Annotated in this window: 20 protein-coding genes and 1 other annotated feature; of the genes, 2 read left to right on the forward strand and 18 right to left on the reverse strand. The window is 42.1% G+C overall.

Annotated elements, in window-relative coordinates:
* Nucleotides 1-15: 15 nt before the first annotated feature.
* Together LI112_RS01490 and LI112_RS01495 are read right to left on the reverse strand one after the other, a co-directional pair.
* Nucleotides 16-1,698, reverse strand: a complete 1,683-nt coding sequence (locus tag LI112_RS01490) for a carbon starvation protein A (protein ID WP_227190123.1) — start codon at nt 1,696-1,698, stop codon at nt 16-18.
* Between the two features lie 63 nt (nt 1,699-1,761).
* Nucleotides 1,762-2,002 (reverse strand) — a binding site (T-box leader).
* A gap of 143 nt (nt 2,003-2,145) precedes the next feature.
* Entirely contained in the window at nt 2,146-2,928 is a 783-nt protein-coding gene (locus tag LI112_RS01495) for a ZIP family metal transporter (protein ID WP_227190124.1), read from the reverse strand.
* A gap of 326 nt (nt 2,929-3,254) precedes the next feature.
* On the opposite strand from LI112_RS01495, the gene LI112_RS01500 reads away from it, so the two are divergent.
* Nucleotides 3,255-3,896, forward strand: a complete 642-nt coding sequence (locus LI112_RS01500) for a GDSL-type esterase/lipase family protein (RefSeq protein WP_005428297.1) — start codon at nt 3,255-3,257, stop codon at nt 3,894-3,896.
* Nucleotides 3,897-3,958: 62 nt separating this feature from the next.
* Here the strand turns inward: LI112_RS01500 and eno are convergent, their stop codons facing one another.
* The 12 genes from eno to LI112_RS01560 all read right to left on the reverse strand — a co-directional run bounded on the left by eno (nt 3,959) and on the right by LI112_RS01560 (nt 18,882).
* Nucleotides 3,959-5,260, reverse strand: coding sequence for a phosphopyruvate hydratase (gene eno / locus LI112_RS01505; RefSeq protein ID WP_117997664.1), 1,302 nt, complete (start codon nt 5,258-5,260; stop codon nt 3,959-3,961).
* A gap of 321 nt (nt 5,261-5,581) precedes the next feature.
* Complete coding sequence (locus LI112_RS01510; RefSeq protein WP_117997663.1) at nt 5,582-6,511, reverse strand: AEC family transporter; 930 nt, start codon at nt 6,509-6,511, stop codon at nt 5,582-5,584.
* Nucleotides 6,498-7,802: an MATE family efflux transporter gene (locus LI112_RS01515; protein ID WP_227190125.1), complete on the reverse strand. Its 1,305-nt coding sequence runs from the start codon at nt 7,800-7,802 to the stop codon at nt 6,498-6,500. The genes LI112_RS01510 and LI112_RS01515 overlap by 14 nt, the downstream gene beginning before the upstream one ends.
* A 31-nt stretch (nt 7,803-7,833) precedes the next feature.
* On the reverse strand, nt 7,834-8,661 hold the full coding sequence (locus tag LI112_RS01520) for an RNA methyltransferase (protein WP_227190126.1): 828 nt from the start codon (nt 8,659-8,661) through the stop codon (nt 7,834-7,836).
* A gap of 5 nt (nt 8,662-8,666) precedes the next feature.
* Complete coding sequence (locus LI112_RS01525) at nt 8,667-10,238, reverse strand: AAA family ATPase (protein ID WP_005428306.1); 1,572 nt, start codon at nt 10,236-10,238, stop codon at nt 8,667-8,669.
* Between the two features lie 146 nt (nt 10,239-10,384).
* Entirely contained in the window at nt 10,385-11,113 is a 729-nt protein-coding gene (locus LI112_RS01530; RefSeq protein ID WP_005428309.1) for a zf-HC2 domain-containing protein, read from the reverse strand.
* Nucleotides 11,097-11,591, reverse strand: a complete 495-nt coding sequence (locus LI112_RS01535) for an RNA polymerase sigma factor (RefSeq protein ID WP_022388774.1) — start codon at nt 11,589-11,591, stop codon at nt 11,097-11,099. Before LI112_RS01535 ends, LI112_RS01530 begins: the two co-directional genes overlap by 17 nt.
* 127 nt (nt 11,592-11,718) lie before the next feature.
* The gene (locus LI112_RS01540) at nt 11,719-12,537 is read right to left on the reverse strand and encodes an alpha/beta hydrolase (protein ID WP_022388773.1); all 819 of its coding nucleotides are present in this window, start codon (nt 12,535-12,537) and stop codon (nt 11,719-11,721) included.
* 50 nt (nt 12,538-12,587) lie between these two features.
* Complete coding sequence (locus LI112_RS01545; protein WP_022388772.1) at nt 12,588-13,160, reverse strand: GNAT family N-acetyltransferase; 573 nt, start codon at nt 13,158-13,160, stop codon at nt 12,588-12,590.
* Nucleotides 13,161-13,207: 47 nt separating this feature from the next.
* Nucleotides 13,208-15,193: an ATP-binding protein gene (locus LI112_RS01550; RefSeq protein WP_227190127.1), complete on the reverse strand. Its 1,986-nt coding sequence runs from the start codon at nt 15,191-15,193 to the stop codon at nt 13,208-13,210.
* A 185-nt stretch (nt 15,194-15,378) separates the two neighbouring features.
* Complete coding sequence (locus tag LI112_RS01555) at nt 15,379-15,663, reverse strand: HAMP domain-containing sensor histidine kinase (RefSeq protein ID WP_022388770.1); 285 nt, start codon at nt 15,661-15,663, stop codon at nt 15,379-15,381.
* A 48-nt stretch (nt 15,664-15,711) separates the two neighbouring features.
* The gene (locus LI112_RS01560) at nt 15,712-18,882 is read right to left on the reverse strand and encodes an ATP-binding protein (RefSeq protein WP_055065895.1); all 3,171 of its coding nucleotides are present in this window, start codon (nt 18,880-18,882) and stop codon (nt 15,712-15,714) included.
* 274 nt (nt 18,883-19,156) lie between these two features.
* Between LI112_RS01560 and LI112_RS01565 the strand changes: the two genes are divergently transcribed.
* A complete protein-coding gene (locus LI112_RS01565; RefSeq protein ID WP_005428334.1) occupies nt 19,157-19,678 on the forward strand; it encodes a hypothetical protein in 522 nt (173 codons plus the stop codon).
* Nucleotides 19,679-19,758: 80 nt separating this feature from the next.
* On the opposite strand, the gene LI112_RS01570 is transcribed toward LI112_RS01565, so the two are convergent.
* Genes LI112_RS01570 through LI112_RS01585 form a run of 4 tightly spaced genes read right to left on the reverse strand, consistent with a single transcriptional unit; the run spans nt 19,759 to nt 22,863 of the window.
* Nucleotides 19,759-20,595 (reverse strand): metal ABC transporter permease, encoded by an 837-nt coding sequence (locus tag LI112_RS01570; protein WP_055055407.1) that lies wholly within the window; start codon nt 20,593-20,595, stop codon nt 19,759-19,761.
* Between the two features lies 1 nt (nt 20,596).
* The gene (locus tag LI112_RS01575; protein ID WP_022389018.1) at nt 20,597-21,307 is read right to left on the reverse strand and encodes a metal ABC transporter ATP-binding protein; all 711 of its coding nucleotides are present in this window, start codon (nt 21,305-21,307) and stop codon (nt 20,597-20,599) included.
* Nucleotides 21,308-21,323: 16 nt separating this feature from the next.
* Nucleotides 21,324-22,343, reverse strand: a complete 1,020-nt coding sequence (locus LI112_RS01580; RefSeq protein WP_044926269.1) for a metal ABC transporter substrate-binding protein — start codon at nt 22,341-22,343, stop codon at nt 21,324-21,326.
* 55 nt (nt 22,344-22,398) lie between these two features.
* Nucleotides 22,399-22,863, reverse strand: a complete 465-nt coding sequence (locus tag LI112_RS01585) for a Fur family transcriptional regulator (protein WP_055055449.1) — start codon at nt 22,861-22,863, stop codon at nt 22,399-22,401.
* Nucleotides 22,864-22,968 lie beyond the last annotated feature (105 nt).

Consider the following 22,968-nt stretch of genomic DNA (forward strand, 5'->3'; position numbering starts at 1 on the left):
TTGTTTATTTTTATATTATGCTTCCTGTTTTTCAAGAAGTTTCTTAACGCCCTGAATTGCTACCAGCACACCAAGGATCAGAAGTAATACTGCGAATACAAGCTGTAATGTATTTCCAAGATCAAGGCCTGTTGAGAACAGTGCTTTTGAAAGTTTTGTGATCGTCATTCCAAGTGCTGTAAAGGTAACTGCTATCATGAATACCATCGGGATCCAGAGCATGCAGCCCTGACGTTTGGTCTTCTTTAAGAATACAGCACACGCAACAAGTGCAAGTACGGATAACAGCTGGTTTGCAGAACCAAACAGTGGCCAAATCTCAGCATATCCGACTTTGGTAAGCATATAGGCAAGTACCAGTGTGATGACGGTTGCAAAATATTTATTCGTTACTACTTTCAGGAACGGACTCATATTTTCCTCATCTGTATCAGAATCAAGGAAAAACTCCTGGAAGGAAAGGCGTCCTACTCTGGCCACAGAGTCAAGGGATGTCAGTGCGAATGCGGATACAGCAAGGTTGATCAGTGTAAATACCAATGAATGTGGCAGACCAACTACTGAAAGGAAGTTTGCGATTGCTCCTGCAAAGATCTGCGGCTGAGTAGTCAGTCCCTGTGCAGCAGCTTCACCATCTGCAAAAGATGCAACTGCAATCAGTGCGATGATCGCAAGCATACTTTCCATAAGCATTGCGCCGAAGGAAACCGGCAGCATATTCTTTTCATTTTTGATCTGTTTGGATGCCGTACCGGAAGATACCAGAGAATGGAAACCAGAAACCGCACCACAGGCGATTGTTACAAATAAGATCGGGAACATATACTGTCCGTCTACATTAAAGCTTGTAAATGCTTTAAGATTACAGGATGGATTTGCTACAAATACACCAATAACAGCGCCGACAATCATAAATATCAGCAGATAACTGTTCAGGTAATCACGCGGCTGAAGCAAAGCCCATACCGGAGCAACACTGGCAACCAGAATATATGCAAATATAATGATATGCCATGTTCCAAGGCTTACGTACATTGGGAAATTCAGTCCCAGTACAATTGCTGCTACTAATAATACGATTGCAACAGCTGTATTGATCCATTTATTAAACTTTGTATATTTAAGGAAAAATCCAAGTACAACTGCTTCTAATATGAATAACATGGAAGTAGTTGCAACCGCGCCGTTTGCGGCTACTTTTGTAACGACTCCTGCATCGCTTGTCGCAAATCCATTAAAGGTTCCTGCCACAACATCTGCAAATGCTGCGACGACCAGGATACAGAACAGCCAGCAAAACAGAAGAAATAATTTCTTTCCTAATTTACCAATATATTCTTCAATGATATATCCGATTGTACGTCCTTTGTTCTTTACAGATGCATACATGGAAGCAAAATCCTGTACGGCTCCGAAAAAGACACCACCGATCAGAATCCAGAGCATTACCGGAAGCCATCCAAAAATTGCAGCCTGAATCGGTCCGTTGATCGGGCCCGCACCTGCGATTGATGCAAACTGATGACCAAATACTACATTGGTATCTGCCGGTACATAATCCACTCCATCTTCCATTTCATATGCCGGTGTTTTTGCTTTTGGGTCAATTCCCCATTTGTTCTGGAGATAACGGCCATACAGAAGATATGCTCCACCAAGCACTACTATGGCTATTACCATCATTAAAATTCCACTCATAATCTTTCCCCTTTTCTTTTGGTATGGTTTATATAAAAAAACGCCTTTGTTATCCATTCGGATAACAAAGGCGGAATGTTCCGTGGTACCACTTTGTATTACCATATCTATTACTAAATATGATCTCTTGTTACTGTCTCTGTAAACAGTCTCTTCTGTAACGTGAAGACTACGTCCCAGCTTACTCAAAATTCAGTGGGATGCTCCCGGGTGATATCACAAAATACTTTCTGCCACTTCTCACCATCAGCGGCTCTCTGTAATCCGGTTTCCTTTTGTGACCTGTCCTGTTCGATGCATTTCTCTTTTTTATTTATCTAATGTTTTACTACTTTTCAGGCAAAATAGCAACTTTATATTTAAACATATTTCACAATTTTATTTACTGTTTTTTGTATAATTTGCACACTATCTTTTCCTATGCACTTTGTATTGCCCTTTTTATTCTTATCCTAATGCCACATCTAATATCATCATCAGCGTAAATCCAACTGCAAAGAAAATCGTTCCAATATTCGAATGTTCCCCGGCAGACATCTCAGGGATCAGTTCCTCCACAACAACATAGAGCATGGCTCCCGCCGCAAAACTCAGAAGATATGGCAATGCCGGGACGATCAGTCCTGCTGCCAGGATTGTGATCACTGCCCCGATCGGTTCCACGATTCCTGATAAAACACCACCAATGAATGCCTTTGTTTTTCCCATTCCCTCAGAACGCAGAGGCATGGAAATAATCGCCCCCTCCGGGAAATTCTGGATTGCAATTCCAAGTGACAGTGCAAGTGCCCCCATAAACGTAATCTGCACGTTTCCGGTCAGATAACCAGCATAAACGACACCGACTGCCATTCCTTCCGGGATATTATGAAGTGTAACTGCCAATATAAGCATAGTCGTTTTTTGCAGACGACTCTTCGGCCCTTCCGCCTTATCTGTTTGTTGATGCAGGTGTGGAATAATATGATCCAACAAAAGCAGGAATAGCACCCCTGCCCAGAAGCCAACTGCTGCCGGTACAAAAGAGAGCTTTCCCATTCCTTCTGACTGTTCAAGTGCAGGGATCAGCAGGCTCCACACAGATGCTGCTACCATGACACCCGCAGCAAACCCGGTCAGACAGCGCTGTACCCACTGGTTCAGGTCTTTTTTCATAAAAAAGACACAGGCCGCACCGGCTGATGTGCCGATAAACGGAATCAAAATTCCATAAAATACGTTTAAATTCATTCTTCTCCTCTCTTGCGCATTTTATGATTGTCATTCAGACACCTCAATCAAAATGCCCTTCTGTTTACAGTATATGCTATATCCATGAAATAGTTTTTTCATGGTTTAAGTTAGTTTTATTTAACTTATATCCATTATATTCTCTTTTTTCCTGATCTGCAATATTTAATTAACCATTTCGTGAATTCTATCTCCCCCAAAAAACAAAATGACCATCTTTTCATTTCTGAAAATTATCATTGACAATTCAATGAAATACCTTTATTATATCAACATATTTATTTGGTATGTTTGTATGATTTTGTTTGATTAAGGAGCGTGATCTTATGAATATCTTATGCTTTGGTGATTCGAATACCTGGGGATATAAGCCGGATAAATCCGGACGTTATGATGAAAATATAAGATGGACCGGACTTTTACAGAAAAAACTCGGATCTGGATATCACATTATAGAAGAGGGACTTTGCGGCAGAACAACTGTCTTTCAGGATGAGCTGCGTGAGGGCCGCCGCGGACTGGATCTGATTGGAGTCACAGTAGAGATGCATAACCCAATTGACCTCATGATCATCATGCTCGGCACGAATGACTGTAAGACACGCTACAGAGCATCCGCCAGTGTGATCGCAAAAGGACTTGATCAGGTAATCCGAAAAGCACGTCAGAATGCGTCCCGGCATTTTGATCTGCTTGTCATCTCGCCAATCCACCTGGGCGTTGGCGTCGGAGATGCCGATTTTGATCCGGAATTTGATGCAGCTTCTGTAGCGGTTTCCAGAAATCTGGCTAATGAATACCGCAAGATTGCACTCCAAAATCATGCTGCCTTCTTAAACGCATCTGATTTTGCTGCTCCAAGTGTTACTGACCGTGAACATATGGATGAAAAAGGTCATGCCGCACTGGCTGATGCAATTTATAATAAGATCCTTGCCCTGCAAAAAGGACTCTCCCATGTGATATAGAGATAAAAACAGATCCCTGGCTTGCTGCCGGGAATCTGTTCTGCTTTAGAAGGTAATTTTTTTTAATCCTGTTTTACATTAAATGCTTTCATGCCCGGATATACGGCACTTGCGCCAAGTTCTTCTTCAATGCGGAGAAGCTGATTGTATTTTGCCACACGCTCCGAACGACTTGGTGCACCGGTTTTGATCTGGCAGGTATTCAATGCAACTGCAAGATCTGCAATCGTTGTATCTGCGGTTTCTCCTGAACGATGTGAAGAAATTGCTGTGTATCCTGCTTTATGTGCCATCTTAATGGCTTCCAATGTCTCAGAAACAGAACCAATCTGGTTCAGCTTGATCAGAATCGCATTTCCTGCTCCAAGCTCAATACCTTTGGCAAGTCTTTCCGTATTTGTTACGAACAGGTCGTCGCCAACAAGCTGTACTTTATCTCCCAGTCTTGCAGTAAGTTTCTGCCATCCTTCCCAGTCTTCTTCGTCCAAACCGTCCTCGATGGAAATAATCGGATATTTCTCGCAGAGTTTAGCCCAGTGTTCAATAAGTTCTTCTGCTGTATATTCTGTACCTGCTTTTGGCAGTTTATAATATCCTTTTCCCTTTTCACTCTTCCATTCAGAAGAAGCTGCATCCATTGCGATCTTAAAATCTTTTCCTGGTTCATATCCAGCTTTCTTCACGGCTTCCAGAATCGTCTCAATTGCCTCTTCATCTGATTTCAGCGCCGGAGCAAATCCACCTTCATCTCCTACGGATGTTGCAAGTCCGCGTTCTTTCAGAATAGAAGCCAACGCATGGAACACTTCTGCGCACCATCTTAAGCATTCTTTAAAAGAAGGTGCTCCAACCGGCATGATCATAAATTCCTGCACATCCAGTCCAGATGAAAGTGCATGGCACCCACCGTTTACAATATTCATCATCGGTACTGGCAAACGATTTCCAGATACACCTCCGAGAAAACGATACAGCGGAATCTCCAGTGCCGTAGCTGCTGCTCTGCAGCATGCAATAGAAACTGCAAGAATTGCGTTGGCACCCAGTTTGGATTTATCTTTTGTTCCATCTGCTGCGATCATTGCCGCATCTACTGCATAAATGTCACTTGCATCGAGCCCTTCAATTGCATCATTAATAGTTGTATTGATATTTTCAACTGCTTTCTGTACACCTTTTCCAAGATAGCGTGCTTTATCTCCATCTCTGAGTTCCAGGGCTTCAAACTCACCTGTGGATGCTCCACTCGGTGCAGTTCCTCTTCCTACGGTTCCATCCAGCAGATACACTTCTGCTTCTACTGTCGGATTTCCTCTGGAATCCAGGATTTCTCTTCCTACTACTTTTTCGATTTCAAGGTACATGACCAATTCCCCTTTCTGTTACTCATCAGAAGGCGTCCTAAGCTCAGTGCTGTAGTCCATCTGATTTATTCACGCAAAAGTTTTCTTTATCTAACTCATTAGTTAGTATAAACTAATTCTTATGGTCATGCAAGATTTTTCCCGCTTTCTTATTGAGAAAATAATTCGTTTAGTCCCTTTGAAAGTCAAGCGGATATTCGCAATTGAAGCAGGGAACTTACTTGATTTTGGTAAAATAATAAAAAAGAAGAACAGTCGCTTTCTTCCCCAAACAGCTTCCAGAACTATTATGAATAAAAAGCACTATTCTTCTTATACATCTTATCTTATATTTTGTAATATCCAGCATACCATCGGCAATGTCATTATTCCACAAACCGTCGTGACAAACACACCGCCCAGCGCATAATCCCCATCGAGTCCGGATGCATTCGTCATCATGACGACTGCTGTCATTGTCGGCATTCCCACAATCAGCGCCATCGCCATCCGGATTTCCTCGCCGACCGGAAAGATTCCAAGAATCAGGAACAAAAGGATTGGTGCTACGATCATCTTTACCAGAACAATCCCATACAGTGAGATTTCCCGTATATATCTTCGAAAAGAAATCCCTGCAAAAATGCCGCCAACATAAATCATGGCAAGTGGTGATGCCGTAGAACCTATCTTCTGCAAAGCAGTATCCAGAAGTGCCGGTATCCGCACCTGTGCGAGCATCAGGATCATTCCAAGTAAGATCGCCACCGTCGCCGGATTGACCAGTTTTTTCAAGACAAACCACCCTTCTCCTTCCGGAGACAATAGCTTTACACCCAAAGTCCACAGCATAAACTGGTCCATGATCATAAATACGGATGCATATAAGACACCTTTTTCCGAAAAAACACCGGCAATCATCGGCAAGCCTATGAAACCAATATTTCCGAACAGCAGCATTGCCTGATAGATTCCTGCACGGTTTTTCTGCAAATGTAACAGCTTAACCATTCCTCGTCCGGCAGCATACATAAAAATATAAAAAATAGCTGCAATCACAAAAATCGGCCATGATTCATACAGCACCTGCCGCTCTACCCCATCTGTAATGTTGATAAAAACCATCACCGGAAGTGCCATTTTCAAGACAAACTTTGAAATTGGCTCCAGTGTCTCACGACTCAGCACCCTTGTTCTGACAAGGATCACCCCTGCCAGAATATAGATTATAAACAGCCCGATCTGCTGTAGCAGAATATCAAACGTATGCATTCGTTTTCCTGCTTTCTTTGTGCCTTGCCAGAATCAGAACCATTATAAGAGTAATCACTTCTGATGCCAGGAAAGACAGCCACACACCATTCATTCCCAAAATCATGGAAAGTACGATCGCACATGCTCCAATAGCAACTGCGCCTCGAAGCAAAGAACCGATGATCGCCGGACGTGCATTTGCGGTTGCAGAAAAATATGCGACAAGAACGATATTGACTCCGGCAAATAAGAATCCCAGGAAATATAACCTAAGACCAACATGCGCATATTCCAAAAGCAGCTGATTATTTTCACTGTTGAATACCGAAATAAACGGATCTGTAAAACTCCATACCAGTGCAACCATGATAACTTCTATCACCACTACACAGGTCAGACCCCAGTGAAGAAGTTTTTTTACATCATCAAACGCACCTTTGCCAAAGCTTTCGCTGATCAGTGGCTGTACACCCTGTGCCATTCCGTTCATGATCGCCATTCCCACAAGTGACAGATTCGCTACCACTCCATATGCAGCAACTCCGGTACTTCCGGTAAGCCCAAGAATCAGCATATTAAAGATAAACGTGATCACCGCAGAAGAAATTTCTCCTACAAATGCAGAAACACCAAGCTGACAACAGGAAATCAGATGTCGCACGGACAGTTTTTTCCATTTGAAACCGATATTACATTTTTTACTCAGATAATGTCTGGAGCACACCAACATAGTGACAATCGGGCAAAATGCTGTTGCCAATGCAGCACCAGAAAAACCGAGTCCGACCGGAAAAATAAAGATATAGTCAAACACAATATTAAAAGCACTTCCAGCAAGAGAACCTGCCATCACGGTTGAGGTCGCATAATCATTTCGTGCAAATGCCGTAACAGAATAATTACACATGAAAAACGGTGCAAAAATAAGAATAATTCGCAAATACGTTCTGCCTAGCTCTATCAGACCTGCATCCGCTCCGAGAAGTGCCAGGAATTTATCCGGAAAGAAAATTCCAACCAGCATAAATGGAACACTAAAAAGTATCGCCCAGCTGAGTGACTGTGTAAAATAATGATCTGCCTCTTCACCTTTGGCTCTGTTGATTCCGTATCTCGTCGCAGAACCAATTCCAATCATTGAGCCTATCGCGAACATCATTCCAAATACCGGCAAAATCAGATTGAGCACTGCCAGTCCATCTGCGCCAGAACTTACCGATATAAAAAAAGTATCAGCAAGAATATAGACTGATTGTCCCATCATGCTTGCTACACTCTGAAAAACATATTTTGAAAATCTTTTTAACATTTACTGTATCATTTTCCTCTCCATTTTTGTCTTATCTCCTGCGCCCAAGTTCCCAAAATGCTACAGCACTTGCAGCTGCTACATTCAAAGAGTCAACGCCATGTGACATCGGGATCATAACTGTATAGTCGCAGTCCGCAATCGTCTGTGATGCCAGTCCGTCTCCCTCGGTGCCAAGAATGACTGCAAGCTTCTCTTCAGCAAGAAGCTTCGGATCATCAATACTATAAGAATCTTCTCTAAGTGCCATTGCCACGGTTTTGAATCCAAGATTCTGGATTGCTTTCATACCATCTTCCGGCCAGGAAGCTTTTTTGTCAAAATATGTCCACGGAATCTGGAAAACAGTTCCCATACTTACGCGGGCCGCTCTTCGATAGAGTGGATTGCTGCATCCTCCTGTCAAAAGAACAGCGTCCATATGAAGTGCTGCCGCACTGCGGAAAATCGCCCCTATGTTGGTCGGATTCACAATATTTTCCAGTATAGCAACACGTCTGGAGTTCTTACAGATTTCTTCTACAGAAGGCAGTGTTCGGCGTTTCATGGCGCAGAGCATCCCTCTTGCCAGTGCATAACCGGTCATTTTGACAAGTGTTTCATATTCTGCTGTGTATACCGGGATTTCCGGATAACGCGCAAGGATATCTCCTGCCTCTCCATCCAGATCTTTATGTTCAACCAGAAAAGAAAGCGGTTCGTACCCCGCTTTCAATGCACGCTCAATCACCTTTGGGCTCTCTGCAATAAAAAGTCCTGGATTTGGCTCATTATATCTAAGAAGCTGCACCTCGGATGTTCTCGCATAAACATCCAGTTCCAGTGCAGTAATGTCGTTGATTTCAATAATATTTTTCATACAATTTATTTCCTGTATTCCTCTATCTTACAGCTGTGTTCTTTTGTCTTTTTGTCATAATTAATTCCAACCAGCAAAAGTTTTCCATGATATTCTTCCAGACTTCTGCAATATTCTTTCTCTCTGATCTGAGTAATTGCACCTGCTACATCTTTGTCCCATTTCAGTTCCACCACCAATGCCGGCTTATCCATAAAACGTTTTCTCGGAATAAATACCAGATCTGCAAATCCTTTTCCACCAGATAATTCTCTATGAACCGTATAAAAATTTCTTGCCGCATAAAGTGCCAGAGAAATCGTATAACTCAATGCATTTTCATCATTATACTGAATATGTGAAGTCTCAAAATGCGCCTGTCGAATCCCCTCTGCAACCTGTTTTTCCCGCCCCTGCCAAATTGCCTGTAGCGTATCTGCTGAGTTCTTAAGGGCATTGGATACTTCTCCCCAATCTGATACTGAAACTGCATTCACAAATTCTGCACGAATTTCTCCATTTGGAATAAATACTGTCTTTGTCGCATAACGATACCCCAGATATCCCAAATGAATCAGCAGTGTCAGGACATCATCTTCTGTACGGAACGTTGCCATATCATTCGTAAAACTTCCTGTATTTACTGGAACTTCCTCTCCTGCGAGCATACTTAAGATATCGTCCCTCAGGCCCTCGAAATTCATATCGATATAAAGCTGCAGTGCTTCAAATGTTTCTGTCTGGTTCCAGTAATTTCCCAACCTGCCAAGCCTCATACAACTGATAACAGACTTTGGGCTGTATACAGACGGAACTTCTTCAAAAGAATATCCATCATACCAGTTTCTTATCTCGTCTATATCCATCTGGTATTCTCCGCAGAGTTTTTCTACTTCGCTTTCCGTAAAGCCTACATAAGAAGCCAGCGGTCCCGGATCGATCATGGAAAATTCATCAAACATATTCAAAGCACTGTGCGTACCATATTTTTTGATAGGAAGAATTCCTGTCATATATGCCAGATGAATATAGCTCTTGTCTTTGATAAGATCCCTCAGAAAATCCAGATATTTTTCCTGTGCTTCCTTATCATTCTTGAATTCTCTGAAAATACAGTCCCACTCATCTATGATAAGCACAAACGGACATTTACTTTCTGCGTAGATATCCTGCATAGTTTCTGCCAGATCTGTCGAATCAAATAGCTCTACATCCGGATATTGCCTTGTCAGCTCACGAATTACTCTTTGCTTAATTCTCGCAATTAATTCCTTCACATCAGAACTTCTGCTCAAAAATTCCTGTACATTGAGAAAAACCGTATCATATTTATTCAGGTATCCGCCAAAATTCTCATCTTTCGCAATTTCCAGGCCTGCAAACAATTCTCTGGAATCGCACCCTCTGCTGTAATACGCAGTCAGCATATCTGCCGCCATAGATTTTCCGAAACGTCTCGGTCTGCTGACACAGACATATGCCTGCATGGTATTTATTACACGATTCGTATATTTTATCAGTCCTGTTTTATCCACATAAATATCAGAATTTACCGCTCTCTGAAATTTGCTGTTATCCGGATTCAGATAATTTCCCATTCTGGTGCAGTCCTTTCTTGCTTTTTGTTCTATCTTACCACAAAGCTGTACCGGATTCTATGATTAGATTACAAAAGAACTATGATAGCATGGGCTGCTTAAGAATTCTGCCGCCACTGTCAGAAGAATACTCATGATAATCCACTTTAATATGCGCTCCAGATCAGGTGGCATTTCGCGGCCAGCTCTTCTTCTTTCTGCTGCGCCTTCTCAGGTTCATCCTGATAATCCCAGAGTTTAAAAGCCTCTTTTACATTTTCCGGATCTACATAATAAACATGTTCAATTCCTGTTGGAAAAGATGTTTCATCAGTAACTGTATCTGCTCCACGTTCATATGCTTCCTGAAAATCCTGCAGATTCCAGAGTTCATTTTCTGTGTTTGAATCGGATGGATATTCTTTGTGGGTCCACATAGTTTCTGACAGCATGTAAAACATGTTTTTTTGGTCTACGGACAGAATTGATTTCATCCTTCCCAATGGATTTACCGTAGAATATACTTTTCCATCCTTTACAGATATGTTTGCCTCGTCCCAGGAAATGTAATTTTCCTTATCATAATACCAATAATGCCCGATTCCACCGGCTGCCAGAACAATGGCAACTGCCAGGAGTACCGACGCAATTCTCTTTTTACGAATCTTACAGCGAATTTTTTTGAGCAGTTCTGCTTCCATTTTATTTGTCTGTACAGAATCACTGCCTTTTTTAACATCTGTCAGATGATTTTCCCTCATTATTTCTTCCTGCATTCTTCGGCATGTCGGACACGCTTTCAAATGCTCTTCCACAAGCTGTCTGCTGTCCTCACTGACCATATCGTCCACATAAAGCGGAAGCAGGTCCTCAATAATATTACAACTGATCTTCATGATCCAATTCCTCCCTGATTTTTTTACATGCTCTGTGATAAGTAACTCTTGCCCAGCTTTCGCTTTTGCCAAACAGCGAGGAAATTGTACCAAATGACAGTTCTCCAAATACACGAAGTGAAAAAACTTCTTTATAGGGTTCTGAAAGTCTGTGAAGAACCTTATGAACCTGAAGTGCAGTTTCTTTATCTGAAAAATTCTGAAGCAGATCTGAGGGAAAGCTTTCTTTCTTTTCGTCCTGAGATTCCGGTGCATACTTCTTGTTTTTCTTCAGATAGTCATAGTACGTGTTTTTGGAAATCTGGCAAAGCCATACACGCAGGTCACAGTCACCTCTGAAATCGTCGACTTTTTTCAGTGCTTTGAAGAATGTTTCCTGCGTCAGTTCCTCTGCAATATGGGTATTGTGCGAAAGCGAGAGCAGATAACGGTATACGACAGTAAAATACTGCTCATATACTTCCTGAATATTCAGCATTTGTTTCTCCTCTCTCTACCAGTTTTGTCCTCCTTCACATATATGACGATATATGTATGGGAAACGTTACAAAAAATTTCACAAAAAGAAAAAGGTCTTCCGATTTATGGAACACCTTTTTCTTTTTTTATAAATTCCTGATCCATGTACACGCAAGTTCCATCCATGACTGGCATTCCGGCTGAATACATCCACCATCTTCATGACATGTCTCTTCATTTGCAAGACTGAGCCCGTGAACACCTGTCGGGTACAAATGTAGTTCTACCGGCACTTTGTATTTATGCAATGCCTCAAAAAATAACAGGGAATTCTCAACCGGGACACAATCATCCGTGACCGTATGCCAGAGAAAAGTCGGCGGAGTATCCGTTGTTACCTGAAATTCCAGCGACTGCTTTTTTCTTTTTTCAGGATCACTGCTGTCAGCTCCAAGCAATGCCTCAAAAGACCCCGTATGTGCAAATTTCCCGGAGGAAATGACCGGATAACTGAGGATCATGCCGTTCGGTCTCACTATTTCTGTTTCTGTATGCAATACTTCGGAGATAAATTTTTCCTTCCAGAATACCCCAAGACTTGCAGCCAGATGGGCACCCGCCGAAAATCCCTGCAGGATAATTTTAGCAGTATCAATATGAAATTCTTCTGCATGTTCTCTTAAATATGCGACAGACTTCGCAAGCTGCAGAAGTGCCAGTGGATATCTCGCCGGGGCTACACTGTAACGAAGGATCACTGCATGGTATCCTCTTGCAAGATACTGCATGGCAATTGGTTCTGCCTCCCTGTCAGAGGTCATTGTATAACCGCCACCCGGGCAGATCACAATGACCGGGCGCTTTCGATTCGGACGCATTTCCACAGAATTGTCCAGAATATAAGTATACAAATCCGCAGTTTCCTGATAACCTTCTACTTTAATCTCAACTTTCTTGTAAATCATTCAAACCTCCGTTTTTATAGCACATAATAAACTTTCTCCTCGTGAAAAATCTACAGGCCAAATTTTTCCCGCACTTCGTCAAAATCTCTGATTGGCGGCATCTCTTCCTGTGGAATTCCAATCTGTTTATCCATATACAAAAGTGCATACCATCTATTGAATTTATAGCCACAGTCTTTCAGCTCACCAGCATGCTTATATCCCATTTTTTCATGAAACTGTACACTATTAAAATCAGAATATTCATCTGTCGGCTTTGTAATCAATGAAACAGCATTTACAACGCCCTGCTCTCTCAGGATGTCTTCCATAAGAGTATACATATGTCGTCCTAAACCATTTCGTCGTATATCCTGTTTCAGATAAATTGTCATCTCCACATCCCATCCAAAAGCTGCCCTCGGACGCAGACGGTCTGCATAAGAATAGCCAATAATTTCTCCCTCTTCCTCTGCGATAAGATATGGATAATGAGAAGAAATATGCCGGATTCGTTCCTGAAACTCTTCGACCGATGGAACTTCATATTCAAATGTCACCGCTGTCTTTTTCACATAGTAGCTGTAAATGTCGAGCAATTTCTCTGCATCTTCTACTTTCGCTGTCCGAATTTTGATCTCCATAATATCTCTTTCTCCGTCTGAATTGCAATTTCCCTATCTGACGTCTTTTACTTCTTTTCTAATACCTTTACTATTTTGCGAAGTAATTTATCAATTTCAATCGGTTTAGCCAGATAATCATCCATTCCTGCTGCAAACGCCGCCTGTCTGTCTTCTTCAAATGCATTTGCGGTCATCGCTATGATCGGAACCTGAGCTCTTTCATCCGGAAGCTTTCGAATCGCCTCTGTTGCCTGATACCCATTCATCTTCGGCATCTGTATGTCCATTAATATCACATCATAATACCCGACAGGAGCCTTTTGCAGCATTGCAACTGCAATCGCGCCATCTGCAGCTACTTCCACTTCTACCTGTACATCCTGAAGAATTGTCCTTGCAATTTCCACATTTAATTCATTATCTTCTACAAGAAGAATTCTTTTGCACTTCAGAAAGTTCTCTGGCATGCTCTGTTCTGCCTGGTCAATACGTTCTTCTTCCGATACGATCCGACATGGAATCTCAACAATAAAACTGCTGCCTTTTCCAGGTTCACTTTGTACGATCACGCTTCCATCCATCAAATCTACAAAGGATTTTACGATACGCAGTCCTAGACCAGTTCCCATTATACCACTTTCCGAAGAATTTTTCTCGCGTGTAAATGCCTCAAATATATGTGGAATATATTTCTGGCTGATACCAATTCCCGTATCCGAAACACAAATCCGCAGAATTATGGAATCCTCTCCGACAGCCTCCATTTCCTCGATATCTACGTCTATTTTTCCTCCATCCGGTGTATATTTAATTGCATTACTTACAAGATTCATGATAATCTCCTGAATCTTCAGCGAATCACAATATACATCTGCATGCTGAATTTCTATATTTCGTGCTACATGTAGCTGTTTATTCAGAATTTCTCTGTCAAGAACGATCTCCAACGTATCATTTATTTTCTTCAGATTCCATGGTGCTTCATTCAAAGTTTCCTTACCACTTTCAATACGGGCAATTTCCAGTACATTTCCTATCAATGCAAGCAGGAACTGGCTCGCTCCCTTCAACTTATGCAGATAATTTGTCGTAAGCTCATTGTCTCCCCAGTGCCGCTCCATGAGTTCTGCATATCCTATAATTGCATTCATCGGAGTCCGCAGATCGTGTGACATGGCAAATAAAAAGGATGATTTTGCCCTGTTTCCCTCTTCCGCCTTCTGCAGTGCATTCTTAAGTACTACCATCTCTGATACATCAAGAAATGTGGTGATCACGGCTCTTTCTCCCGATGGAACACGGATTACTTTCGTTGTAGCAAGTGCATGACATTCATTCGGCTCACCTTTTCCGATGATACACTCATAATCAACCATATCATCTACTTTGTGAAGTCTTTTCAACTTCTCTATTACGTCCACATCCGGATAGATTACTTTTTTCAGCATAGTACCGAGTTTGGACTGTGCCTCTTCAATGTTCTCCACTCCATACATCCGCAAAGCCTGTGCATTCATATGAATGATCTTATGCCCGGGAATTGTATATGCAAGGACACCACAACTTTGCATTTCCAGCAGTTCTTTGTAATAATCTTCCTGTTCTATCTTTTCTTTACGAAGTGTATCATTAAGTTCCGCCAGACGACGTTCCGCTTCTTTTTCTTTCTCCAAACGTACCGTCTCTGAAATGTCCTGATGTATTCCCATAATGGAAATACCATCCACTACAGACCTATCTCTTATGCCACTGCAACGTACGAACATCTCTCCAAATGTAGGATGAATATAGCGATATACGATTTCTGATTTTGTCTCTGACAGTTTATCTGAATATTCCAGAAATAACTGCATATCATCCGGATGTACACGTGCCCGATGAAATGTAAATCGCTCTTCCGGTGAGATTTCTCCCTGGATTCCAAGTAATTCATCCATCACCGCATCTGCATAAAATCTCGGTGATTTCCCATCCTCAATTTCTATTCTCCATGCTCCTACTCTGTTGACGCGAAGAATTCTTTCAACATTAATCTTTTTCTGCTGTATCATGGACAGCTCCTCCTCATGCAGCTATTTACTGTGCTTCTTCCATATATTATAACGACAGCGAAATCAGATGAACTTCGCCATCACTCGGAACAGAACATTCATATCCACCGGCTTTGATACATGTGCATTCATGCCTGCATCAAGTGTCTTCTGCCTGTCCTCTTCAAAAGCATTCGCTGTCATGGCTACGATCGGAACAGCAGCTCTGGAATCCCCAAACCTGTTCCGACTACTTTGCTTTCCGTACTTGTATGTTCTCTGGAAAATTCTTCAAAAATATGTGGAAGATAGTCTTCACTCATCCCAATTCCAGTATCTTCAACTACAATCTTATATGCAATATAATTTTCCCTGTCAAACGGAATCTCCCTGATATCTATGGTGATCTTACCACCTGCCGGAGTATATTTCAGTGAATTTCCACTCTCAATTCGGGCTGTCTCCAGCACATAATTGATTAGCGATAACAAAAATTCACTGGAACTTTTGATCTTGCTTTATCGTATCTCTATTTTATGTTAATCCTTCTGCTTTTTCACGCTTTCACATCTGGTCAGGATTTCTCTGAGTTTGCTTTCATCAATCGGCTTCGCAATGTGTCCATTCATTCCGGAAGCCAGGCATTTATGTACACTTTCGGAAGAAACCTGCGCCGTCATGGCATATATACGCACCGTTTCTGCATCCGGTCGCTCCAGTGTCCGTATACGACGGGCTGCTTCTCTGCCGCCCATAACCGGCATCATAATATCCATCAGAATCAGATCATAAGTTCCCGGTGCTGACTCTTCAAACTTGTCAATCGCTTCCTTGCCATTCCATGCCTTATCAACCACAATTCCCAGTTCCTTCAGATAGAACTCTGCAATCTCCATGTTGATCTCATTATCCTCAACCAGAAGAATCTGCTTTCCTTCCAGCTTCTGTTCGCCTGAGCTCTGCTCTTCTTTTTTGGTTTCGATGGCATTTTCATCAACTTTAAACGGAAGGCGGAAAGTAAAAGTACTTCCCTCTCCAAGTTGACTCTCTACTTCTATAGAACCTCCCATTTTATCCAGAAGCGCCTTGACGATCGACATTCCCAGACCGGTTCCTCTGTACAGTGTTCTGGCGTCATTCTTTTCCTGTGTAAAAGGTTTAAACAGCTGTTCTTTTATAAATTCTTCACTCATACCGATTCCGGTATCAACGATTTTAAATTCATACCACACGGTTGTACCGTCACAGGAAAGTTCTTCCGCATATGTATCAATTGTTCCATTTGATTTATTATATTTGATTGCATTGCTCAGAAGATTGACCATGATACGCCGCAGCTGCAGGGAGCTTCCCTTCAAGGCAGTATGCTGAATATTACTTCTGTGCTTGCAATGTGTAATACCGGATTCAACCAGCTGAGCATCCACAAGTGCAGCAACTTCATCCATAAGCTCATTCATATCAAATACATCTTCATGAATCTCAAACATACCAGCTTCCAGTTTGCTCATATCGAGGACATCACTGACTAGCTCCAGCAAATGTCGGGTAGACAGCTGAATCTTATCCAGACTGTCATCAACTTTTTCCCGGTCATCCCTGTTTTTACGGATGATATCTACCATTCCCATGATTCCATTGATCGGCGTACGAATATCATGACTCATGCGATTCATAAATTCCGTCTTGGCTCTGTTTTCAGAATCCGCTTCTTCATAAGCCATCTGCAAACGCGCTTTTTCCTGCTGTTCCTTTTCATGGAAATCTGAAGTATTCTTAAACAGAACAATTCCATGGACTACGGAACTCTCTTTATCTGTATTCGCATCATACACCATATCTCTGGACATCAGAACTGTTTTCTGCAGCCATACCGGCTTATTTTCTTTTCCCATCGTTTCGCAGTATTCTACTGTAACCTGCTTCGCACCTGTAGCAAATCGCTTCAGTAGTTTGAAAGAAGAATCAACGATTCTGTAGTTCTCCAAAGTATCTTCGGTCACATACCGACTCCGTTTATTGCAATAATCGCTATAAGAACATGGTGTCTGTATATCATTTTCAACCTTAAATGCTGCCTCATGATAATAAACATTCTCCAGCTTATCATTCGTCAGATCCACAGTATAGACTGCATTTGCAGTCTGAAGGAGTGCCTCCGCATAATTCTCATTTTCAACAATGGACTGTTTCAGCTGTTCATAATATCGATTCAGTCGAGTCCTTTCATCTGCTGTGTTTTCATTTTTATTCTGGAATGGTTCAAATCCCAGAATGAAATGATGAAGCCTGCCATCTTCGGTATTATTTACAAACAGTGCTGTCATTCGTCCTCGACAAATACTGTCCTCTTTCCTGTACTGATATGGAAGCTCCAGCTTCTCGCCTTTGTCCTTGATCTGTTCTGCAAGATAAGAAATCTGCAATTTCTTTCTCATACTCTTGCGATTCTCATCCGTTCCCAGTTCCTGCACGATCTGCTCAACAGCTCCGGAATAGCTTCCATCCTCGGCCAGGAAAAATCGTGAGCTTGCGCGCAGTACATAATACTGATCCAAAAGCGCATCGCAATAAATGCAGTCCGTAAACTGAAACCCCTTTTCTGTAATTTCTTCCAGAAGACGAATATTCATCCTCTGTTTCTCTGCTGCTTCCTCCATCTTTGCACGGTTTTTATCAATATACATGTTTTTGTCAGCCAAACGGAAGAGTTCTCTCATCGTACTGCCTTCAAAGTCACTTGACAGTGCATAACCGGCTGCATAGCTGATTGGCATTTCCGGATGCTGTCTGGAATATTCTGCAGCCTGGTTGCGGATGTTCTGCAGACATTTCCGAACGCCCTCATGGTCCAGTCCCTTCAGAACCGCAATAAATTCATCACCACCATCACGACCTGCAAAAAATTCTTCCGGTACCGCCTCACGGAGCTGGATTGCAAAAGAGCGAATATACTCATCCCCTTTGTCATGTCCCAGATTGTTGTTGATCGTTCGCAGATTGTTCAGATCAAACACACACATTGCCACCAGCTCATTCACCGGTATCGGCTCCGTCTCATTCAGGATCTCCTCACACTTATTTTTGTTTGGAAGGCCTGTCGCCTCATCCAGATAGACTTTTTTCTGCAAAATCTTATTCTGTGCAGCAAAACGTACCACCTTTATCAGTTCCGTAGCAATGATCAATACCAGTCCCAGAATATCAACCAATACGATTTTTTCCAGATGATCCAGTCCGGTCGCTTTTTTCTGTGAATAGACTTCTGCAAAACCTACTGCCTCATCACAGATCTGGAAAAATTTTTCGCTCTTTTCTATAATTTCTGTATTCTCATAACCCTTCTCGCGAACAAGGAGGATTTCACTTCTCAATTCATCAAAATATTTTTCCAGTTCATCCATCTTAGTCTGGAAATCTTCATCATCCAGACGTACAAAATTCAGTTTCTCACTGCCATTTCGGAGCCCCTCTATGTAAGAAGAAATCGTCTCATACATCTTATCCTGCGGTGCACCGGAGATTTCCAGCTTAACCATCCTCTGTGTACCACCCCGGACAAGTCCCGCATAATTCACAACCCTGGCTGTTCCCTGTATTTTGCCCACCATCGACATGATCACAAGAAACAATACGATTAATATCGTTGTCAGAACCATCATCGCGGCTCTCAAAAAATAAGTCAGTTTCTTATCTTTATCCTTCTTCATTCTGTTTCCATCCCATCAATTGCCCCGAACTGCCGGCAGATCTTATTCTCTTCTTTATTTTGAATTCTGATTTCACACCTGATTCTATTGTAACTGATTCCCTATTTTTCTGCAACATATTCAAAATATGTGGTTCAAGCAACAGCAAGTGCTAAGTATGTGTATTTTATACAATTTTTATGATGTTTCATCTGTTTTTCATTGCTTTTTGCACAACTGCACTTTATAATAAAAATTATCAATTACCACATACATTTATTATGGAGGGAACATTATGAACGAAGAACTTTTTAACGAAGCGGCCAAATCAAATGTCCTGACAAAAAAGCTGATCGACCAGCTTCAGGAAAGCATGACCTACAGCAGTATCTCCTTTATCAACTGGACGATCGAAGTTCTGACTCTGATCAAGAACCGTCTGGAGCGTGGAGACAGAATCACTGATGAAGTATCCGGAGAAGTTTATACCACGAAAACCTTCCAGAAATTTGTAAAGGAGAATTTCTCTTCTTACATTACCAGTCAGGTTTTCAAGGAAATTGTAAAACCTGAAAAAATCTATTTCTCTCTCAAAGCCTGTGACGGCGGTTACAGTCTGCTTGCAGCTGACTCTGACAGCGAGAAGACCTATGCGTGGATTTCCAGCCTGAGCAAACGTTTCTCTCTTGTTGAGATGATCGCAACCGGTGTTGTCTATGTCAAAGACACCCGTACCGATACATATCAGCCGTTCATCTCCGCAAATGGCAAATACTGCCATTATGACAAAGAAAAAGGAATCCTCGTAGAAATCTGAGTTCTACAAGAATTCCTGTTATAAACCAACATTTTTAAAATACTGTCTCAGTCGGGGATCCAGCTCCGGCTGAGATATTTTTATCTTCCCGTAATCCTTCCAATGCCATAAGAAATCAGAAATACAGCAATATCCACTGCCACGATCGTGGAGCCAACCGGAGTACCTGCCAGAATGGAGATCAGAATGCCGGCAGTAGCACTTAAAACGGACAACACTGCCGCACTGATCGTTACCGAACGGAAAGATTTAAACAACCGCATTGCTGACAACGCCGGAAAAATTACAAGTGCTGAAATCAGAAGTGAACCTACCAGATTCATTGCAAGTACAATGATTACTGCAATCACAACTGCAATCAGCAGATTATAGGCATTCGCTCTCGTTCCGGTCGCTCTGGCAAAATTCTCATCAAATGTTACTGCAAAAATTTTATTATAAAAAAGAATAAAAATAGCAACAACCACAACAGAAAGGATTCCACACAGCCATACCTCGCCTTTTGTCAGTGTCAGGATCGATGTGGAGCCGAACAATGTACTGCATACATCTCCGGAGATATTTGGGCTGGTGGAAAAAAGATTCATCAAAAGATATCCGATTGCCAGGGCTCCGACAGAGATCATGGCAATCGCCGCATCGCCCTTGATTCTTGTGTTCTGACCAGCACGAAGAAGAAGGATCGCACAGATTACTGTTACCGGCAGGATAAACAGCATATTGTTGGTAATATTCAGGACAGATGCTATCGCCATTGCCCCAAATGCCACATGAGAAAGTCCGTCACCGATAAAGGAAAAACGTTTCAATACCAGAGTCACGCCCAGAAGTGAAGAACATAATGCGATCAGTACCCCAACGATCAATGCATAACGCACAAACGGGTATTGAAAATACATACGAAGTGTCTCAAACATCTTATTCGTCCTCTCCTTCCTGTCCAGTAAACGCCTTTCCCAGACTGCTTTCCAGATACTGTTTCTTTGTTCCGAAGAAGCAATGCTCCCCGATATGCAGGATATGTGTTGCATATTTTACTGCCGCCGCAATATCATGTGAGATCATAATGATCGTAATTCCATCTTTTTTATTCAGATTCCTGATCAGCTGGTACATCTCTGCTGTCACTCTCGGATCAAGTCCCGAAACCGGCTCATCCAGAAGCAGGATCTTCTGTGCTGCACAAAGAGCTCTTGCAAGAAGAACCCGCTGCTGCTGCCCTCCGGAAAGTTCGCGATAGCACTGATCTGCCAGATCCTGGATCATCATTTTTTCCATGGCTCTCTGGGCAACCATTTTTTCCTCTTTGTTATAAAAAGGTCTCCATCCACAACGACTCTGGCATCCAGATAACACAATTTCCCTCACGGATGCCGGAAAATCTCTCTGCACCAGCGTCTGCTGCGGCAGATAACCAATTTCGTTTTTTTTCAGGCCATCTCCCAGTTCAATACTGCCGCTGATCGGTGCCTGCAGATGAAGAAGTGTCTTCATCAATGTAGATTTACCGGAACCATTTTCACCTACGATGCAAAGGTAATCACCTGCATCAATAGAGAAATTCAGGTCTTCCTGAATTGCCCGGTTATCATATCCCAATGTAAGATTTTTACATGTAAGCTGTGCCATTGTTGTTCCTCTTTTCCTACTTAAGTGCTTCTTTCAGAACCTTCAGATTATCTTCCATCACAGAAAGATATGTCACTCCGTTTTTAATCTCATCCGAAGTGATCGACTGCATGGAATTAAGCTCGAGGATCTTCTGATCTTTCTTTTTTGTATTTTCAATCACGGTCTGTGCTATCCTGTCATCGGACTTCTCAATCGTCAATACCGTTTTTATTCCCAGTTCATCCAGTTTACCCGCAAGAAAAGTCACAGTCTTGAAGCTTGCTTCCGACTCTGCAGAGCATCCGGAAAAAGCTGCATAATAGTTCAGTCCATAATCATCGACCAGATAACGAAATGCAAAACGATCGGCAAAGATCAGCGTATTCTGTCTGTCTGTATCTACCGTTTCCTGATATTTCTGATCCAGTGTAGAAAGTTTTGCTTTGTAGTTCTCAGCATTTGTCTGATAGATTTCTTTATTCTCAGGATCCATCTCCTCAAGCGTTTCTGCAATCGCGTCACAGATCACAGAAGCATTTCGCATGGAAGTCCAGACATGCTCGTCATATTCCTTCTCATCCTCACCCTCATGGGCATGCTCGTCCTCATGACCATGTTCGTGTTCACTGTCCTGCATACCCTCAACTGTTTCTTCTTCCTTAATCGTATCGCCAAGGACTTCCATCAGATTAATCGTCTTCATATCTTTATTCTGAGCCGATTCCAGTGCATCCTCAATCCACTGGTCGGATTCTCCACCCACATAAATCAGGAGATCACAGCTGGATACTTTCATAATATCTTTCACTGCCGGCTGAAAACTATGAAGGTCTGTCCCATTATCCAGGAGCATCGTAAGATTCACATCCGCTTCCCTGTTCCCCAGAATATTTCTTGTCCAGTCATATTCCGGAAAAATGGTTGTCACAATATTCAGTTTCCTGTCTGTTTCCTCCGTTGTTTTAGCTTCTGCTATGTGCATTCCTGAAAAAGGAATCGCAATGCTCATCACACCCAGCAGAATTGCTAGCGCACCAGTGATCCATTTTTTCATCCTTATACCTGCTTTCTTCTGTCTCAGCATTCTACTCCGTTACCTTATATTCCGCTTATTTTGCCCTGATATGTACAGTCTCTGTTTCTTTTTTGTCATCTTCCAGTCCTCTGCATTCTTCACAGATTCCATAAAAAACCGTTCTGCACGGATCCATGCGAAATCCGTGACTGTCCATCAGGTGCTGCTCCAGTTTAACCACATCCTCGCAGTGAAGATGAATCAGTTTTCCACATTTTTCACATTTGCAGTGGAAACAGGAGGTCTTATGACAATGTTCTTCTGCTCCGAGATATTCAAAACAGGCACTGCTCGTCCCATCCACGTTATACTTGGCAACAAGCCTCTGTTCTACCATCTTCTCAAGATTACGATAAACTGTCGTTGTTCCGACATTGATTCCCTGCTCTTTGAAATAGGAGCAGACATCTGCGGCCGTCACATGTGTACCCTCTATCGTCTGAAGATAAGCCAGTATCTGTTTCATTTGTTTTGTCTGATAAGGTGCTTTCGTTCCCATAATTTCTTCCTTCTTTTTACCCAAAATGAAAACCGTTTTCATATTATAGCACATTCTGATAGAGTGTCAATATGAAAACGGTTTTCATTTTTGATATTTTTTCTT

The organism is Blautia sp. 210820-DFI.6.14 (assembly GCF_020558815.1).
GTDB classification, from domain to species: domain Bacteria; phylum Bacillota; class Clostridia; order Lachnospirales; family Lachnospiraceae; genus Blautia_A; species Blautia_A obeum.

Excerpts from the sequence above, each read along its gene's own strand:
- LI112_RS01490 (WP_227190123.1), bottom strand. The coding sequence starts at position 1,698 with ATGAGTGGAATTTTAATGATGGTAATAGCCATAGTAGTGCTTGGTGGA.
- LI112_RS01495 (WP_227190124.1), bottom strand. The coding sequence starts at position 2,928 with ATGAATTTAAACGTATTTTATGGAATTTTGATTCCGTTTATCGGCACA.
- LI112_RS01500 (WP_005428297.1), top strand. The coding sequence starts at position 3,255 with ATGAATATCTTATGCTTTGGTGATTCGAATACCTGGGGATATAAGCCG.
- eno (WP_117997664.1), bottom strand. The coding sequence starts at position 5,260 with ATGTACCTTGAAATCGAAAAAGTAGTAGGAAGAGAAATCCTGGATTCC.
- LI112_RS01510 (WP_117997663.1), bottom strand. The coding sequence starts at position 6,511 with ATGCATACGTTTGATATTCTGCTACAGCAGATCGGGCTGTTTATAATC.
- LI112_RS01515 (WP_227190125.1), bottom strand. The coding sequence starts at position 7,802 with ATGTTAAAAAGATTTTCAAAATATGTTTTTCAGAGTGTAGCAAGCATG.
- LI112_RS01520 (WP_227190126.1), bottom strand. The coding sequence starts at position 8,661 with ATGAAAAATATTATTGAAATCAACGACATTACTGCACTGGAACTGGAT.
- LI112_RS01525 (WP_005428306.1), bottom strand. The coding sequence starts at position 10,238 with ATGGGAAATTATCTGAATCCGGATAACAGCAAATTTCAGAGAGCGGTA.
- LI112_RS01530 (WP_005428309.1), bottom strand. The coding sequence starts at position 11,113 with ATGAAGATCAGTTGTAATATTATTGAGGACCTGCTTCCGCTTTATGTG.
- LI112_RS01535 (WP_022388774.1), bottom strand. The coding sequence starts at position 11,591 with ATGCTGAATATTCAGGAAGTATATGAGCAGTATTTTACTGTCGTATAC.
- LI112_RS01540 (WP_022388773.1), bottom strand. The coding sequence starts at position 12,537 with ATGATTTACAAGAAAGTTGAGATTAAAGTAGAAGGTTATCAGGAAACT.
- LI112_RS01545 (WP_022388772.1), bottom strand. The coding sequence starts at position 13,160 with ATGGAGATCAAAATTCGGACAGCGAAAGTAGAAGATGCAGAGAAATTG.
- LI112_RS01550 (WP_227190127.1), bottom strand. The coding sequence starts at position 15,193 with ATGATACAGCAGAAAAAGATTAATGTTGAAAGAATTCTTCGCGTCAAC.
- LI112_RS01560 (WP_055065895.1), bottom strand. The coding sequence starts at position 18,882 with ATGAAGAAGGATAAAGATAAGAAACTGACTTATTTTTTGAGAGCCGCG.
- LI112_RS01565 (WP_005428334.1), top strand. The coding sequence starts at position 19,157 with ATGAACGAAGAACTTTTTAACGAAGCGGCCAAATCAAATGTCCTGACA.
- LI112_RS01570 (WP_055055407.1), bottom strand. The coding sequence starts at position 20,595 with ATGTTTGAGACACTTCGTATGTATTTTCAATACCCGTTTGTGCGTTAT.
- LI112_RS01575 (WP_022389018.1), bottom strand. The coding sequence starts at position 21,307 with ATGGCACAGCTTACATGTAAAAATCTTACATTGGGATATGATAACCGG.
- LI112_RS01580 (WP_044926269.1), bottom strand. The coding sequence starts at position 22,343 with ATGAAAAAATGGATCACTGGTGCGCTAGCAATTCTGCTGGGTGTGATG.
- LI112_RS01585 (WP_055055449.1), bottom strand. The coding sequence starts at position 22,863 with ATGGGAACGAAAGCACCTTATCAGACAAAACAAATGAAACAGATACTG.